Source organism: Oribacterium sinus (genome assembly GCF_963553175.1).
GTDB classification, from domain to species: domain Bacteria; phylum Bacillota; class Clostridia; order Lachnospirales; family Lachnospiraceae; genus Oribacterium; species Oribacterium sinus_B.
The window spans coordinates 1-15,592 of record NZ_CAUVME010000014.1; the positions used below are offsets into that span (position 1 = coordinate 1).

General features: G+C 46.1%; 18 protein-coding genes. 3 read left to right on the forward strand and 15 right to left on the reverse strand.

The window, feature by feature from the left end:
• Nucleotides 1–81: 81 nt before the first annotated feature.
• From RYO92_RS05385 to RYO92_RS05435, 11 genes are all read right to left on the reverse strand, one after another.
• The gene (locus RYO92_RS05385) at nucleotides 82–942 is read right to left on the reverse strand and encodes a type II secretion system F family protein (protein ID WP_183683677.1); all 861 of its coding nucleotides are present in this window, start codon (nucleotides 940–942) and stop codon (nucleotides 82–84) included.
• Nucleotides 943–952: 10 nt separating this feature from the next.
• Nucleotides 953–1,807: a type II secretion system F family protein gene (locus RYO92_RS05390; RefSeq protein ID WP_314634426.1), complete on the reverse strand. Its 855-nt coding sequence runs from the start codon at nucleotides 1,805–1,807 to the stop codon at nucleotides 953–955.
• 17 nt (nucleotides 1,808–1,824) lie between these two features.
• The gene (locus RYO92_RS05395) at nucleotides 1,825–3,063 is read right to left on the reverse strand and encodes a CpaF family protein (protein WP_314328339.1); all 1,239 of its coding nucleotides are present in this window, start codon (nucleotides 3,061–3,063) and stop codon (nucleotides 1,825–1,827) included.
• Nucleotides 3,064–4,116: 1,053 nt separating this feature from the next.
• Entirely contained in the window at nucleotides 4,117–5,022 is a 906-nt protein-coding gene (locus RYO92_RS05400; RefSeq protein ID WP_314833603.1) for an ABC transporter permease, read from the reverse strand.
• Nucleotides 5,022–6,107: an ABC transporter permease gene (locus RYO92_RS05405; protein ID WP_315369724.1), complete on the reverse strand. Its 1,086-nt coding sequence runs from the start codon at nucleotides 6,105–6,107 to the stop codon at nucleotides 5,022–5,024. The genes RYO92_RS05400 and RYO92_RS05405 overlap by 1 nt, the downstream gene beginning before the upstream one ends.
• Nucleotides 6,097–7,638, reverse strand: a complete 1,542-nt coding sequence (locus tag RYO92_RS05410; protein ID WP_315369725.1) for an ABC transporter ATP-binding protein — start codon at nucleotides 7,636–7,638, stop codon at nucleotides 6,097–6,099. The genes RYO92_RS05405 and RYO92_RS05410 overlap by 11 nt, the downstream gene beginning before the upstream one ends.
• 137 nt (nucleotides 7,639–7,775) lie before the next feature.
• Complete coding sequence (locus RYO92_RS05415) at nucleotides 7,776–8,957, reverse strand: BMP family ABC transporter substrate-binding protein (protein ID WP_315369726.1); 1,182 nt, start codon at nucleotides 8,955–8,957, stop codon at nucleotides 7,776–7,778.
• A complete protein-coding gene (locus RYO92_RS05420; protein ID WP_315369727.1) occupies nucleotides 8,957–10,273 on the reverse strand; it encodes an amidohydrolase in 1,317 nt (438 codons plus the stop codon). The genes RYO92_RS05415 and RYO92_RS05420 overlap by 1 nt, the downstream gene beginning before the upstream one ends.
• Before the next feature lie 123 nt (nucleotides 10,274–10,396).
• Nucleotides 10,397–11,644, reverse strand: a complete 1,248-nt coding sequence (locus RYO92_RS05425; protein ID WP_315369728.1) for an MFS transporter — start codon at nucleotides 11,642–11,644, stop codon at nucleotides 10,397–10,399.
• Nucleotides 11,645–11,755: 111 nt separating this feature from the next.
• Nucleotides 11,756–11,977 (reverse strand): hypothetical protein, encoded by a 222-nt coding sequence (locus tag RYO92_RS05430; protein WP_315369729.1) that lies wholly within the window; start codon nucleotides 11,975–11,977, stop codon nucleotides 11,756–11,758.
• Nucleotides 11,978–12,004: 27 nt separating this feature from the next.
• On the reverse strand, nucleotides 12,005–12,217 hold the full coding sequence (locus RYO92_RS05435; protein WP_183683659.1) for a DUF3791 domain-containing protein: 213 nt from the start codon (nucleotides 12,215–12,217) through the stop codon (nucleotides 12,005–12,007).
• 175 nt (nucleotides 12,218–12,392) lie between these two features.
• Between RYO92_RS05435 and RYO92_RS05440 the strand changes: the two genes are divergently transcribed.
• Complete coding sequence (locus RYO92_RS05440) at nucleotides 12,393–13,016, forward strand: DUF6088 family protein (protein ID WP_442945624.1); 624 nt, start codon at nucleotides 12,393–12,395, stop codon at nucleotides 13,014–13,016.
• 77 nt (nucleotides 13,017–13,093) lie between these two features.
• Here RYO92_RS05440 and RYO92_RS11140 read toward each other — a convergent pair whose 3' ends face one another.
• Entirely contained in the window at nucleotides 13,094–13,198 is a 105-nt protein-coding gene (locus tag RYO92_RS11140) for a type III toxin-antitoxin system ToxN/AbiQ family toxin (RefSeq protein WP_331618437.1), read from the reverse strand.
• Nucleotides 13,177–13,305 carry a type III toxin-antitoxin system ToxN/AbiQ family toxin gene (locus RYO92_RS11145; RefSeq protein WP_243155854.1) on the reverse strand — a complete coding sequence of 43 codons (129 nt, stop codon included), beginning with the start codon at nucleotides 13,303–13,305 and terminating at the stop codon, nucleotides 13,177–13,179. The genes RYO92_RS11140 and RYO92_RS11145 overlap by 22 nt, the downstream gene beginning before the upstream one ends.
• Before the next feature lie 369 nt (nucleotides 13,306–13,674).
• Here RYO92_RS11145 and RYO92_RS05450 point away from each other — a divergent pair, with 369 nt between their 5' ends.
• A complete protein-coding gene (locus RYO92_RS05450; protein ID WP_183683655.1) occupies nucleotides 13,675–14,391 on the forward strand; it encodes an AzlC family ABC transporter permease in 717 nt (238 codons plus the stop codon).
• Between the two features lie 33 nt (nucleotides 14,392–14,424).
• Entirely contained in the window at nucleotides 14,425–14,757 is a 333-nt protein-coding gene (locus RYO92_RS05455) for a branched-chain amino acid transporter permease (RefSeq protein WP_007158147.1), read from the forward strand.
• A 33-nt stretch (nucleotides 14,758–14,790) separates the two neighbouring features.
• On the opposite strand, the gene RYO92_RS05460 is transcribed toward RYO92_RS05455, so the two are convergent.
• Nucleotides 14,791–15,372 (reverse strand): hypothetical protein, encoded by a 582-nt coding sequence (locus RYO92_RS05460; RefSeq protein WP_007158148.1) that lies wholly within the window; start codon nucleotides 15,370–15,372, stop codon nucleotides 14,791–14,793.
• A complete protein-coding gene (locus RYO92_RS05465; RefSeq protein WP_040649604.1) occupies nucleotides 15,348–15,527 on the reverse strand; it encodes a hypothetical protein in 180 nt (59 codons plus the stop codon). Before RYO92_RS05465 ends, RYO92_RS05460 begins: the two co-directional genes overlap by 25 nt.
• Between the last annotated feature and the right edge of the window lie 65 nt (nucleotides 15,528–15,592).

The window sequence follows — 15,592 nt, forward strand, 5'->3', positions numbered from 1 at the left end:
CTTCTTCTACTGTTGCTTCTTCTACTGTTGCTTCTTCTACTGTTGCTTCTTCTACTGTTGCTTCTTCTACCGTTGCTTCTCCTACAGGGAAATTCCCGCAAAGGCGGAGGATAAAATAATGATAATAATGCCTAAGAAAATCAGCATGATGGGCATTAAGAGCTTGGCAGAGGCCTGTTCTCCCTTTTGTAAGAGTCTTTGCTTTTTCTCGTTCCAAAGGTCACTGGACTGTCTTGCCAAAAAGAGGGGCAGCTCTCCTGCGCCCTTTCCCATACTTTGCATTAAGGCACTGGTAAACTTGATAATCTCCGGAGAATTGGTGGCTCTTCCGAACTTGGCTATGGCCTCACTGTCCGCATGGCCGTTTCGAATATCCTCACTGGCATCCCGCATCAGGGCGTAGATGTCCCCTTCCCCTCTGCCGCCCACCATGTTCCAGGCGTCTCTAAGGATCATGCCGGAGTTCACCAGAATCGCCATGGTGGAAACTACCTCCGGAAGCTCCGTCTCGCAGTTTTCCGTTCTCTTTACCAGCTTCTGTCGCATGGAGTCGCAACCGTAAATCAGCCCTACAATCGCCAGAAAGATGCCCAGATAGAAGAAGTTCCTGCTATCCTGCCAGCCTGCCAGAAGGCAGCCAAAGCATAAGATAAAGTGGAAAAAGCTAAGGGCCATGGCGTAATACACATTGGCATAGTATTCCGCATACATTTCTCCGTATAAGACCTTGGCATTTTGCTCCAGGCGCTCGAAAAGCACGCCCCTCAAGCGAAGAGGCGGTAGCTCCGCCCAGCAAAAGCCCACGGTATAGATATCCTTTAACGGAAAATCCTTTTCTTCCAAGCCCTCCACCAGCTCTTCGTACTTCTGTCCCCGAAAAAGCTGAATCAGGAACAAAATCGCCAGAATGGTTCCTAAAATCATTGCTATGCTTCGCATCATTTTCCCCTTCTTACTTCACCACCTGCATAATCCGCTGTCCCATCACATAAGCTCCCGCAAAGATGCCGATGGCGATGGTCACCGCAACAATTCCGATGGGTGTGGAAAAGCTTCGATTAAAGCTGGATCCCATGCCCCTAAGCATTCCCGTAAGCACCACCGGGATAATCATCATGGCGGTAAACTGAATCTTGTTGGAAGAAATCGCCGTCTGGATTTCCTCACTGATTTCCATCTTTTCTCCGATAATGTCCGCGGTTCTTCGGACGATTTCCTTGATATTTCCGCCGGCCCGGTAGCTGACGTTGAAAATGATGGCAAAGTTCTCGATATCCTTATTGGCACTGCGCTTTCCCAGAGAAAGCATCATGTCCTCAATGGCTAAGTTGTTTCGTAAGCCCAGAATCATTTCCGCAGTTTCCCTGGTGATTTTTTCATCCTCTCCGAATTCCATCACCATATCCTTATAGGTACTGTCCAGAGAATCGTGCATGTTCATTCCGCTGGCCAGCGCCACCGCCAAGGATTCCAAAAAGCCTCTGAACTGTCTGGCTAATTCCTTCAGCCGTTTTTCCTTACATTGGTTTGCTCGAATAGGGAGGAAGAAGAAGCCGCAGAGACTGCCCACCAGCAGGAAAATGATGATATTTCCGTACATGGTGGCCTTCGTAGCCCTTCCTGTTGCATCCAAAAACTGATTGCCGTAAAACACCAGACTCACCGCACCGCCGATGACCAGCGCTATGGCAAAGGCCTGAAGCTTTTCCCTGAAATTCAGATAATATACGTTGTAATTGGTCAGCTCCGTTCCCAAGGGGGAAAGGTAGCTTGCCGGTTCCTTTTCCTTCTTTTTCCGAAAAAACATTTGTCCCTCCAAAGCGCTTAAATCACCGTGTTGATTCCTGCCAGACGAAGCTTAAAATCCTTCTGCATCTTATTTTCCGTCCGCTTCAAAATGCCGTGTACCTTGGTAACGGTACTCTGCTCGTCCTCCTCAAAAACATAGAGGGGGTTCAGAAGAATTTCCCCGTTATGGAAGCCTAAAACCTCCGTAATCTCCATGGTCTTTCGGGAACGGTCTCTAAGACGGGACAGGTGAATGATGATGTCCACCGCGGAACCGATCTGCTGCTTGATGGCTTCCAGAGGTACATTTGCCGCTCCCTGCAGCACCATGGTTTCCAAACGGCTTAACATATCTCTGGTGGAGTTGGCGTGTCCTGTGGAAAGGGAGCCGTCATGTCCGGTGTTCATGGCCTGGAGCATATCCAGCGCCTCCCGGCCACGAACCTCTCCCACAACGATACGGTCCGGTCTCATTCGGAGGGAGGACTTAATCAAATCCGTCATGGAAATCTCACCCACGCCGGCGGAGTTGGCATTTCTGGTTTCCAAACGCACAAGGTTATCTACATTTTCAATCTGTAACTCTGCGGTATCCTCTACGGTGATAACACGCTCGTCTCTTGGAATATAGTTGGACAGGGCATTCAGAAAGGTGGTCTTTCCGGAACCCGTACCGCCGCAGACGAAGATGTTGTAACGAGCCTTGACCAAAAGCTGAAGCTTCTCCGCAATTTCCTTGGTGAGGGAGCCGAAGCGAATCAGCTTCTCCATGGTCATAGGCTCCTTGGAGAACTTACGGATGGTAATGGTGGGGCCGCAGAGGGCAATGGGGGGAAGCACCACGTTGACACGGGAGCCGTCCGGTAAGGTGGTATCACAAATAGGATTGGCCTGGTTTACTTCACGGCCTGCCAAACCTACGATTCTTTGGATAATATCCTCCAGTCTCTTCTCGCTTTCAAACTGCCGATCCAGCTGGAAGAGATGTCCCTTTTGCTCTATAAAAATGTTTTCCGGGCCGTTAATCATGACCTCGGTAATGCTTTCATCCTTTAAAATGGCATCCAAAAGGCCGAAGCCTCTGATGGCTCCGTAAACCTGCTGAACGATGGAGAGCTTCTGCTCCACGGAGCAGTAAGAGTTGCCGATTCTCTGGGCAACCACTTCCTTCACCTTCTCCTCCAACACGTCATCTTCAATCTGGCTTAAAACAAAGTTCGAAGAAATAAAGGATTTTAACTCCTCAACCAATCTTTGCTCCTCTGCGTAGGTCATGCATACTCCTTTCCCTCATCACGAAAATGCCAAAACCACCCCCAACCCCCTTCCTTTTCCAAAGAGGGTTCGGTTTTTCCCGGGATATCCTTATTCAATTTTCTCTTTCTAAAACACGATTTATACCCTTTAAATTTTTTATTAAAATAATAAAATTAGAAGAAATTGCAAGATAAATAATAGTTAGTTTAACCTTTCTTGTCAATATAATTCTATTTTATATTAATTTAAATTTAATTTATCCAATAATTTAATTAATAGGAAGGCGTTATTTTACGTATATTTTTTACCGAATTTAATGAATATCCATACCTTTTTTTCTTCTTTTATCCTTCATTTTTGTAGAACTCCTACAAAAATACTATGGTTTTTCTAAAATTTGGCCAAGAAAAAAAGAGAAACTATACAAAAATAGTTTCTCTTTTGGTTTTTAAGGCTCGCTCCGATGCAGTGTGGGTCTATAATTGGGGTACGCTCCCGCTAGCCTCGCCTCTGCGAAGGGAAGGGCTATAAGCATTCAGGTGATAAGCTCCAAAGCAGTATAGGTATGAAATCGAGCACGCTATCGCTAACCTCGCCCTGCGAGGGGAAGGACTGTATTCTATGTGACGATGTGCTCTGATGCAGTATGGGTCTGTAAGCGGGGCACGCTCCCGCTAACTTCGCCTTCGTAGCAGTACTAACTTCAAGCTTCGCTTTAGCTCGCTTTCAGTAAGTACTGACGGGCTCAGATTGCCCCTCTTACAGACCCATACTGCATCATTCGCTTCATCTTATTGGTTTCTACAGTCCTTCCCTTCGCCGGCTTTAGGTAAGTTTCGATGGGCTCAGATTGCTCTCTTCCATGCCTATACTGCTTCGGTCGCTTCACCAGATTGATTTCTACAGTCCTTCCCTTCGCCAGTTTTCGTAAATACCTGAGAGCTCAGATTGTCCCTCTTACAGACCCACACTGCAATCGCTTCATTTATTGATTTTTGCAGTCCTTCCCTTCGCCGGCTTTACTTATCTTCATAACGTTTCACATCAAATGAATCCCATTCTATTTTTAGTTTATCGTTTCAACTTTGCCCTGCAATATGCACAATAGGCTACAACAATACTAAGGTAAGGGATTAACTGAATAAACTGTAGTGGTACTCCGGTGTTTTGCAGGTAGTTGGCCATGCTTTGGCAGAAGCCGAAGAGTAGGGAAGCGAGGAAGGCCAGATAGGCATTTCCTCCTGCGATGGCCTGGGTCGCCAAAGCAATATAGCCTCGTCCCGCAGTCATTCCTGCGGAGAACAATCCCACATAGCCCATGGAAAGAAAGGCTCCTGCCATACCGGTTAAGGCTCCGCTGATGAGAAGTGCTGTTCGCTTCACCCGTTTTACGGAAATTCCCAGGGATTCCGCCGCCTCCGGGTTCTCTCCCACCGCAATAATTTCCATCCCCAATCGGCTCTTCTTAAAAAGAGCTGCGATGACAAAAACCAAAATCAAGCTTACATAGGTCAGGATATGCTGTCCGGAAAGAATCTTTCCCACAAAGGGAATATTCTCCAGCAAAGGGATATTTAAAGCCGGAAGCTTTAAGCTGTGTAAAGAAGTGGAAGCTCCCTTTTCCCCGGTAATCAAAAACAGAAGAAATACGGTTCCTCCGGAAGCTAAGGTGTTCAAGGCAATACCGGAAAGGATTCCGTTGGAATGTAGCTCCAAGATAAAGTAGGACAGAAGCAGGGATATCAAAAGGCCAATTCCTACCGCCGCCAAAAAGCCCAGAAAAGCGCTTTGGCTAAAGGCACTGACAATCACCCCGAAGAAGGCGGCAAAAAGCATGGTTCCTTCTAATGCAATGTTGCTGACTCCTGCCCGGGAGGCTGTCATTGCCCCTAAGGTCGTAAGAAGTACCGGGGTTGCGGTACGGAGCATGGCAAAGTAAAAGTCTTCCTTTCCCAAAATGGATAGCAATTCTCCCATTATGCCTCCTCCTTTCCCGATTCCGGCAGAGCGGTGTCCGTCGCTGCCAAGGATTCCTTCACTTCTCTTCTATGCTCCCAGCCGGAAAGGAAGGCCTCCGCGGTAACAAAGAGAATCAGTAAAGCCTGAATCAAGGCTACCAGTTCATTTTGCACATCGGACTTTCTGGACATGATATCCGCGCCCACACGGATATAGGCCAGGAAGAGGGCGGAAAAGGGCACCAGCGCCGGATTATTTCGGGAAAGAATGGCAATAATCACCCCGTCCCAGGCATAGGAGGGGGACTCCTGCCAGTTAAAACGCTGATACATACCCATTTGCTCCACCGCCCCTCCCAGGCCGGCCACCATTCCCGCCAGAACCTGGGTCAGGAGGATAACCTTTGAGGAGGAAATGCCCACCATTTTCGCAAAGGAAGGATTGCTTCCGGAAAGCCGAAGCTCATAGCCGAAGCGGGTTTTGTACAGCAAAATGCTGAAAAGTACCGCCAAAAGCAGGGCCAGGAAAAAGCCCAGGTGTAGCTTACTGCCCTTCACCAAAATCGGCAGCACCGCAGTTTTGGCATACTTTAAGGAAGCAAAGGTTCCTGCCTCCCGATCCGCAAAGTATTTGCTGATGGTAAAGAGTCCCAGATAGAAAAAGACATAGTTTAGCATCAAGGAAGTGACCAGCTCATTGGCTTTAAAATATAGCTTCGCCAATGCCGGCAGGCTTCCGATGATTCCTCCCATCACTGCCGCCAATAGTAAAATCACTAAGGGGTGCAGAGGGAAGGGCAGGCTCATACGGATAGCCAAGGTCGCGGTAAGCACCGCAGAAATATAGAGGCAGGCATCCGTTATCATGGAAAAGTTTCCCGACTTAAAGCAAAGGCTTAGGGCAAGTCCGGTGAATATCAGCGGGGTGGCCTGGGCAAAGATGGAAAGAAAATGCCGCATACTGCCAAGGGGACCCAAAAGCAGGTAGGAAATGGCTGTCCAGGGCTCCTTACTTACTAAAAAGATAATCAGCATGGAAATGCCAAGGGATATGCCCAGCGCCAGGATAAAACGAAAAAGCTGAAATTGTTGTTTACTGCTCATAAGCCTCTCCTATTCTCTCCTGACTGTCTTCTTTAACGCCCAACATATATAAGCCCAGCTCCTCCTCCGTCAGACTGCCGTCATTGTCCAGATAGCCCACAAAGCGCCCCTCATGCATCACAAGAATATGGTCACTTAGGGACAGAAGCTCCCCGAGATCTGCGGAAATGAGTAGCACCGCCTTCTTATTCTTCCGCATGTCCAAAATTTTCTTTCGGATAAAGGCAATAGCGCCCACATCAATTCCTCTGGTGGGCTGATTCAGGATGAACAAATGAGGATTGGCCTCATATTCCCGCCCGAAAATCAGCTTCTGGGCATTTCCGCCGGAAAGGGACTTCACATCCTGCTTGGTATTTTTGTATTTTACGGAAAAGGCCGAAAGGACCTTCTTGGTAAAGGCCTGAATCTTTCCGCTGTTTAAAAGCCCGAAGGAAAAAAGCGCCTTCTCCCGATAGCTGCGGGAAATGGCATTTTCCTCCAAGCTAAGCTTGGGCGCAGAGCCGTAAAGGAAGCGATCCTCCGACACATAGGAAATTCCCAGGTCCTGTCGCTTCTGTACGGAAAATGCGGAAAAGTCCTGGGAAAAGAGCTGAAGCTCTGCTCCATTTGCCGGAAGCGTTCCCACTAAGACCTGACAAAGCTCATTTTGTCCATTTCCGTCAATACCGGCAATCCCCAGAATTTCTCCCTCGGAAAGAGAGAAGGACAGATTTTGTAAAATCGCCTTTCCCCCCTCTCCCCGCAGGAAAATGTTTTTCCCGGAAAAGACCTTTTTCCCCGGAGAAAATGGCTCTTTCTCGATATCCAGACGAATTTCTCTTCCCACCATCAGTCGGGAAATGTCCGCCTCCGACAGGCTTTCCACCCCATAGGTTCCCATGGTCTTTCCGTCCCGGAGAATGGTCATTCTGTCGCAAAGAGCCTTTACTTCCTGCAATTTATGGGAAATAAAGAGGATGGTATGCCCCTTTTCCCGCAAGCTCCGAAGCTGCACAAAAAGCTCCTCGGTTTCCTGGGGCGTCAGCACCGCTGTGGGCTCGTCCAGAATAAAGATTTCCGCTCCTCTATAAAGCGCCTTTAATATTTCCAGCTTCTGTCGCATGGCAATGGAGATGTCGGAAACCTTTTTTTCCGCCTCCACTTGCAGACCGTATTTTTCGGAAAGTGCCTTACATTCCTCCACCGCTTTTTTACGGTCAACAAATAAAGACTTGCCGGTTCCCAGCACCAGATTCTCCGCCACCGTCATGGAAGGAATCTGCATAAAATGCTGGTGTACCATGCCGATGCCTTTTTCCATGGCTTCTTTGGAGGAATGAAACTCCACTTCCTCTCCCTTTACCAGTATTTTCCCCTTGGTGGGGGCGATTTCTCCATAGAGCATCTTCATCAATGTGGACTTGCCTGCTCCATTTTCCCCTACTAAAGCATGAATCTCTCCTTTTTCCACGGAGAGATTCACGTCTTCATTGGCCAAAACGCCACCGGGATAGATCTGGTAAAGTCCTCTTCCTGCTATGACTTCCACAGTTCCTCCTGTTAATATTCCTGATTCTATGCTGTAACTGATTCTCCACTTAGCCTTTCTTTAGAAAAGCTTGCAAAGCCTTTGCCAACTCTACGCTCCGAAAAAGCTTGCCGGGCAAGCGAAGATTTTGTCGGGATTTATTCGCCGCTGATAATGCTCTTTAACTTGCTTTCTTCCATACCGTAAGCAGTGTCTACAGTCACCTTGCCGCCAAGGATATCCTGCTTTGCGTCCTCTACCTTCTTCTGTACGTCTTCCGGTACTTCCTTCTTGTAAATGTCATTTTCCGCAATACCGACTACGCCGTCCTTAAGGCCCAGCACCTCCGCCTCACCGAAGGGAAGCTTGTCCTCTGCCGCCTTTTCCACGGAAAGATACAGGCTCTCTCCCACATTTTTGATGGCGGAGGAAATGATGTATTCCTGCTCAGGCTTTCCGGCATAAGCTTCCGCCTGGTCGGAGTCTACCCCGATAACATACTTCTTGCTTTCCGCCGCAGCCTCGATAACCCCTACGCTGGCAGGACCTGCTGCCACGAAAACGGTGTCCGCATTGTTGGCATACTGGGTTAATGCCAGATCCTTTGCTGTAGCGGAATCCACATAGGAGCCTACATAGGAAACCAATACCTTTACCTCAGGATCCATAAACTTTGCGCCCTGAATGTATCCTACTGCAGAGTCATTGATGACCGCAGCGGTATCCTTTGCCCCTACGAAACCGATGATATTGTCTTCATTTGCATAAGGCATGGAAGACTTGGTTACCCCTGCTGCCAAAACACCGGCCAGGAAGGCACCCTCATTTTGCTTATAGCTCATGGAATATACATTGGAAAGGTCTCCCAAAGTATAGTCTACAGCAGTATCGAAAAGGATGTACTTCTTCTCCGGATATTCCTGGGCAATCTTCTCGGTGATTTCCTTCATGTCCCAAAGACCGGTGATAATCAAATCCGCATCGGACTCGGAAGCATCCTGCATAGCCCCTTCAAACTTGGTCTTGTCGTTCCCCATTTCCACCATGGTCACTTCCGCCTTGTCGGAAAGCTCTTCCTGAATCTTCTTCATTCCTGCCTGCGCGGAATCGTTAAAGGCCTTGTCTCCGAAGGAACCGGTAACCAAAAGGGTGACCTTCAGCTTCTTGCCGTTACTTTCCTTATTGCCTTCCGCCTTCTCCTCCTTAGCTGCCGGGGTAGTTCCCTCCTTCGCGGCCTCTGTAGCGGTGGTGGCTTTAGCATTTGCATTGCCTCCGCAAGCTGCCAAAATAGCCATCATGCCTACTGCACTCAATCCTAAAATCCAGTTCTTTTTTCTCATTATTCCTTCTCCCTTTCGTAAAATAAACTTGTATGAAGTCTATCCAGCTCTGCCAGATAGTTCTCCTTCTTGAATTTGGGTACAAAGCTCTCTTGGATTCTTTTGGCTTCCGCCCCCTCGTTTTCCAAAAGTCGCATGACCGTATCCACAAAATAGTGGGCGGGAATCTGATAGGCCTCCCTTTCATTTTCCGTGCCGAAGTCTCGGCCGTGAATCCGTCCCTTGAAGCCGGAAATGCCGATTTCCACCGTGGGAAAGAGCATGGACAGGTCTCCCATGTCCCCGGAGGCTGTGCCGTGGGTTCCCTCCGCAATCCGACTTTCCGGCATATAACGAAGAATCTGGCTCCGTACCAGTTCCGTAAGTGCCGGATCCTGCTCTAAGGGAAGGTAGCCCGGGGTATTTTGGATTTCCAGGTCGCAGTTTATGGCCAGAGCCGCTCCCCGTAAAGCCCGGTCCACCTTTCTCTCCGTACTTCGGATGGCCTCTACAGTCTTTCCTCGAATATACATTTCCATCTTGGTTCTGGAAGGAACGGAATTCACCGTCTGTCCTCCCTCGGTTACGATGTAATGCACCCGGATGCAATCCTCCTCCGGAAAGCTTTCCCGAAGGGCATTGATGGCGGAAATCGCTAAAGTCATGGCATGAAGGGCATTTACCCCCAAATGAGGGCTGGCCCCGGCATGTGCCTCAGTGCCCAGGAAAGTGACCTTCTTTTGGCAGAAGCCGTTTAAGGAAGCCCCCACCTCGGCCTGATAGTCCGTGTCGATGAGCCCCATACTGTGGCAGGACAGAAGCACCGCACATTCATCAAAAAGTCCCAGTGAAATCATTTCCTGCTTGCCGGAGGAATGGGAAACCTTCCCCTCTCTAATGAGATTTCTTCGATAATCCATGTCGCAGAATTCTTCCGCAGGAGTGAAGAAAAGCTTCACCTTTCCCGGAAGCTGTTCCATAATCCCGGCTTCCTTCAGCGCCAAAAATACGGAAAGCATCACCCCGGTCTGGGCATAGTGGCCGCAGGCGTGGGCGGCATTTTGGTCGCTTGAGGCATAGGGATGTCCCAGAACCGGCACCGCATCAAACTCTGCAACTAAGCCGATGCAGGGACCTTCCTTTCCGGAATCCAAAGTCGCCATAAGTCCTGTGTAAGCCACCTCGGTAAAGGGAATCTCCGCATCCTGTAAGGCCTCTTCCACCTTTTCTCGGCTCCGAAATTCCTTATAGCCCAGCTCCGGGTTTTTGAAAATGTCTTCCGCCAAGGCGATGGCCTTGGGCAAAATACGTTCCAGTTCTTCATGTACTTTTTGCATAGGATGTCCATCCTTTCTTTAATGTGCTGACTTGCTGTCGCCGTTCCCTCGGCGCAACAGTTTGTTGCAAAAGTAAATATCTTTCGTATTCGTTCTTTGGCTGACTGCTATAGAAAAAGCTCCTTATCGCTTCTCCCGCCTTGCCTTCTTGGTGACTTGAAGCATTCTTCTATAGGTAAAAACCATAAAAAGCAAAAGGAACATGGAGTAATAGGGGAAGAGCTTCATGCTGAAGCTGCGTCCCAGAACCCCAAAGAAGGGAGGCATAATCAAGGTTCCCACATAGGCTGAGGCCATTTGTGCTCCAATCAGGGCAGAGGAATGCTCCACCCCAAAGTTATAGGGGGTGGAATGAATTACGGAAGGATAAACCGGGGCACAGCCCAGGCCGATGAGAATTAAGGCCGGCAGTACCATAGCCTTACTCCAGGGCGTAAAGAGGAGAAAAATGCCGAAGAAGACAATGGCGCTTCCCCCCAGTACCAACTGCTCATCCTTCCATTTCATGGTAAAAAAGCCGGAAAGAAAACGGCCGAAGGTAATGCCGAAATAGAATAGTGCCACATAGGAGGCGGCTAATTTTTCCTCCATGCCAAGGGCAAGAACCATGAAAGAGCCTGCCCATAAGCCCACGGTTTGCTCCAAGGCGCAGTAGCCATAGAAGCTGGCCAAGCTTTCCTTGGCTCCGGGAATGGCAAAGACCTCTCTAAGACTAAGCGCTCTTTGTTTGGGGGCTTCTTGTTTGGGAGCTTCTTGTTTAGGGGCTTCTTGTTTGGGGGCTTCTTGTTTTGCAGTGCTTGCTGCATTTTCCGTAAGCTCCTCCGGATTTTTCTTCCATAAGGAGAGACTGCAAAAAAGAATGATAGCCAGAATAAACTGAATTATAGAAACAATCAGATAGCCCCTATTCCAAGGCTCTCCTCTTTGTAAAACAAAGCCCATGATATAAGGACCTACGGAGGCGCCCAGGCCCCACATACAATGTAGCCAGCTCATGTGTCTGCTGGAATAGTGCAGAGCCACATAATGGTTTAAAGCCGCATCCACAGAACCTGCTCCCAAACCATAGGGAATGGCAAAAAGACAGAGCATAAGGAAGCTATGGCTAATGGAAAAACCGAATAAGGCAATGGCGGTTAAAAACACCGAAATTGCCGTAATTTTCCCCGTTCCAAAGCGACGATTCAATTTTTCGCTGTTTAAGCTGGAGAGAATCGTTCCTCCGCAAATAATCATAAAAACTGTTCCCGAATAGGATACGGGAACAGCAAATTCCTGATACATGATCGGCCAGGCAGAGCCCAGCAAAGCATCCGGCAGCCCAAGACTGACAAAAGCCAGATAAATCATGAACAACAGTATAGAAAACATCTTCTCTCCCCCTTAAATTCAATACCGCTCAAGAATACTCTGAAAAGAAGTTCTATGCAATAAATTTTAGGGAAAGTTATGATTTGAAAACGATGATTTGAAAATGATGGTTTAGCCGCTTACTTTTTGCTCGGATCTCCTATAGTAGTCCAGAAAATAGTCGGATCCTTCCTTCCACAATCCTGAATCAAAATTATAAAGACACTTGCACGCATTGGAGCTTAAGAGCCTATTTCTCGACTCTTCAATGGAGATATTCTCCTCCTCAGCCATATCCTCAATAGCATTTGTGAGTATCATGTCTGCACATATATTCATTTTTTCAAATGACATATTTTCTTGCCTCCTGAAAGCTTAGCTTCACAAAATCGCTCCTTTCGCCTTCAAAACAGTGCTAATTTCATCTAAATTGTACTCATCACCATTGATATGGAAAATGTCATAGCATGACTCTATATATTGCCAAATTTTATATTTTGAGAAGAGGGCATTGGCAGCAGCCCGACTCATTTTATATTTTTGACAAAACTCTCCTAATAATCTAATTTCCATAAATAATATTTCATTAATCATAAGAGTGTTACTCCTTATATGCTTAAGCGTCCAAATAGCAGTAAAATTAGTTTCTAACACTGCATTCTTATGAAATGATAATATCACAATTTATGAAATGCACCAATACGAAGTACGCCTATAAAGGCTATTTCCATTTTGTCTCGAATACTATATATTATTCGGGACAAAGGAGGTGAAGCTCTTGGCTGAAGGATACGCTAAACAAATTCAAGATCGAATCCATAAAGCTCCGGAGAGTAGTGTCTTCGTGAATTCAGATTTTGCTGACATCGCCAATACAGATACTGTCCGCCGAACTCTGAATCGCTTAGCACAAAAGGACACTCTTCGTAGAGTATTCAACGGTGTTTATGAAAAGCCAAAGTACAGTAAATTACTGGATGAGTATGTCGCAATCAATCCTGACACTGTGGTTAAAGCCCTAGCTAGGAGTTACCACTGGACTATCGCCCCATGTGGAAACACTGCTCTTAATCTTTTAGGTCTATCTACACAAGTAAGTACAAGCTGGTCCTACATTAGTGACGGCCCCTATAAAAGCTATAAGTGGAATAACACAGAAATTGAATTTAAGCATAGAACAAACAAAGAAATCACCGGACTCTCCTATATGACCAGCCTTGTCATTCAAGCATTAAAAGCTTTAGGAAAAAATAATGTAAAGTCTGACACCATAGACTATCTAAGGAAGAAATTATCAAAAGAAGAAAAACAAGCTTGTTTGCAAGAAGCTAAAGAGTCTACAGACTGGATTTATGATGCCATTCGTAAAATATGTGAAGGTGAAGTGCTATGAGAAAAATTGCTTGTTTGTCGGACAGCAATCGGCTGGAACTTTTTCGAAATACTGCTGAAAAAATGATAGATAAAGCATTATCTTTGCTCATCAGAAACATTTTTCCATCTTTTGTGTTTTTCCTTTGCAGAAGATATTGGAATAAAATAATTATAGTTTTCTATTCCAACAAATGGTTTAATACTGTTCCTATATGATAGGTTGTATAAACTTCTGAATCTATTTGATTGAGATATTCAAGATAATCAGGATTTACAGCGTAAAATCCATATTTAATCGCTTCTGCCATTGGATTCTCCTAAAAAAAACAGAGAGGATAACCCCCCTCTGTTAGCTTTAATGCTTCACCTTTGGGATATAGGTAGTGAGACACCTTCTTTAATGCTCCACCTTTAACGGTAGTGGGACACCCTTTTTTTTTTACTGGAAGTATAACGAATATTTTTAGAAATATCAAATTGGTATATTTCCTATAGTATTCTCCTCTTTTTATGGAAATTTTTTTCCGCCTTTCCCTTGAAATTCATAAAAAAAATTTATAGACTATTGCTGTTTTTTTCTTTAGTTGAGACTCCTTATCCTATTTAGTCCAGCCGGTTTTTACTTTAATCCGAAAGGCTCTACAACTAAAGAACTTTATAGAAGGAGATTTTGTTTTATGCTTCATGAACAGCAAAAAAAGGCGCTAAAGGCCGCCTTCCCTCATACCGTTCCCATCTTAACCGGCTTTTTATTTCTGGGCTTTGCTTACGGTATCTATATGCACAGCGCCGGCCTTTCCGTGGTCTACACCTTCTTTATGGCTTCCTTAATCTACGGCGGTTCCTTAGAGCTCTTGGCTGTAGGATTTCTATTAGGTCCTTTCGCTCCTATGGAAACGCTTTTTCTGGCTATTATGATTCAGCTTCGACATCTGTTCTACGGCATTGCCATGCTGGATAAATTCCCCAAAAAAGGATGGAAGCATTTTTATCTAATCTTCGGCATGTGCGACGAAAGTTTCAGTATTAATTATAGTACAAAAATACCGGAAGGGGTGGATCCCGGCTGGTTTATGTTTTTTGTGACACTCTTAAATCAAATCTACTGGGTGCTAGGCTCCTGTCTTGGTACGCTTCTTGGAAATGTCCTGCCTTTTTCCACAGAGGGGATTGATTTTGTCATGACTGCTCTCTTTGCGGTGATTTTCTTAGATCAGTTTTTGAAGGAGAAAAATCATTTTTCTTCTCTGCTGGGACTGGGGGTATCCATCCTTTCCCTAGTAATTTTTAAAGCAGAGCATTTCATCCTACCTGCTATGCTTGGCATCCTAAGCATTTTCCTCCTGGCAAAGCCTAAGCTGGAAAGGCAATTTATGGAAGCGAAGAAAAGCTAATGTAGTAAACGAAGTTTTTAGAAAGGCAAGCTTATGACTGTATGGCAACGCATCATTATCATAGCGCTTTGTATTCTGGGCACCATGCTGACCCGCTTTTTGCCCTTTATCTTATTTCAAAAAAATACCCCTAAAACAGTGCAATATCTGGGAAAGGCTCTGCCTCCCGCAAGCTTTGCTCTGCTTTTGGTGTATTGTCTTCGTAATGTTCAGTTATTTAGCGGAAACCAAGGACTACCGGAGTTTCTTTCTCTTGGACTAACCATCCTGATGCATTGTTGGAAGCGGAATATGCTGCTTTCCATCTTCTCCGGCACCGTCCTGTATATGCTGTTTCAACAGGGGATTTTGGCTTTGCCGTTTTAACGGCCTAGGAATTGTCAGAACAGCTATGCGTCTTTAAAGATAGCGATTATCGATTGCTCTACTCATGTAAGCGCCTTTTTTGAAAAATCCGCCTTCCTTTAAGCCCCAAGCGATTGCCGAGCAGGCAAGCTCTTCTTTAGCATTCATTTTCGCACTTAGAGAGGTGAGAACTATCCCTTGGGGGAACAGCTGTGCACTCAGGTATTCATACAGCCTATCTGCCTCTCCCTTTTCCACCAGCTTCGTAAGATAAGTAGGATTGGTATCCCACCATTCAGATGCCTTACAGAAGGATGCACTGGCACGCATTTCTCCAGTAGAGAGCTTCTCTGCGCAAAGCGCACGCAAATTTTCCAGCTGTGCCTCCTCTATCACACCATTTGTAATCGAATAAGCATAGTACGCACAAGCCAGACCTTCATCTTCAGCTTCCTTTAAAAGGTAAAGATTCGAAATGCCCCTTTTCTTGTATTTCTTCCACTTTGCGGCAATATCATGAAATACCTTTCCACTATAACGATCAGAGCTTCCCTGCTCTAAAGCTTCTTCCAATGCAGGAAGATCCACCTCTTTCTTTTCCCAATCATCAATCAAATTATACTGTAGCTCTGCCATCCTCTTCCTCCTAATCTTAAAGTAAAGCACAAGACAAATCCTTTACTTTTCATTGTATTTCGAAAATCATAAATTACAAGAGAAAAGCCACTATATTTGTTCTCTGCGTCAAGTAAGCCTTTTGCCAAAACCTCCAATAGTGCTACAATATCCATTAGAGTAATCTCCTTTGCATAGTTTTTTAGTCGAAACCATTGTATCAAAGTGTTAATGATTACTC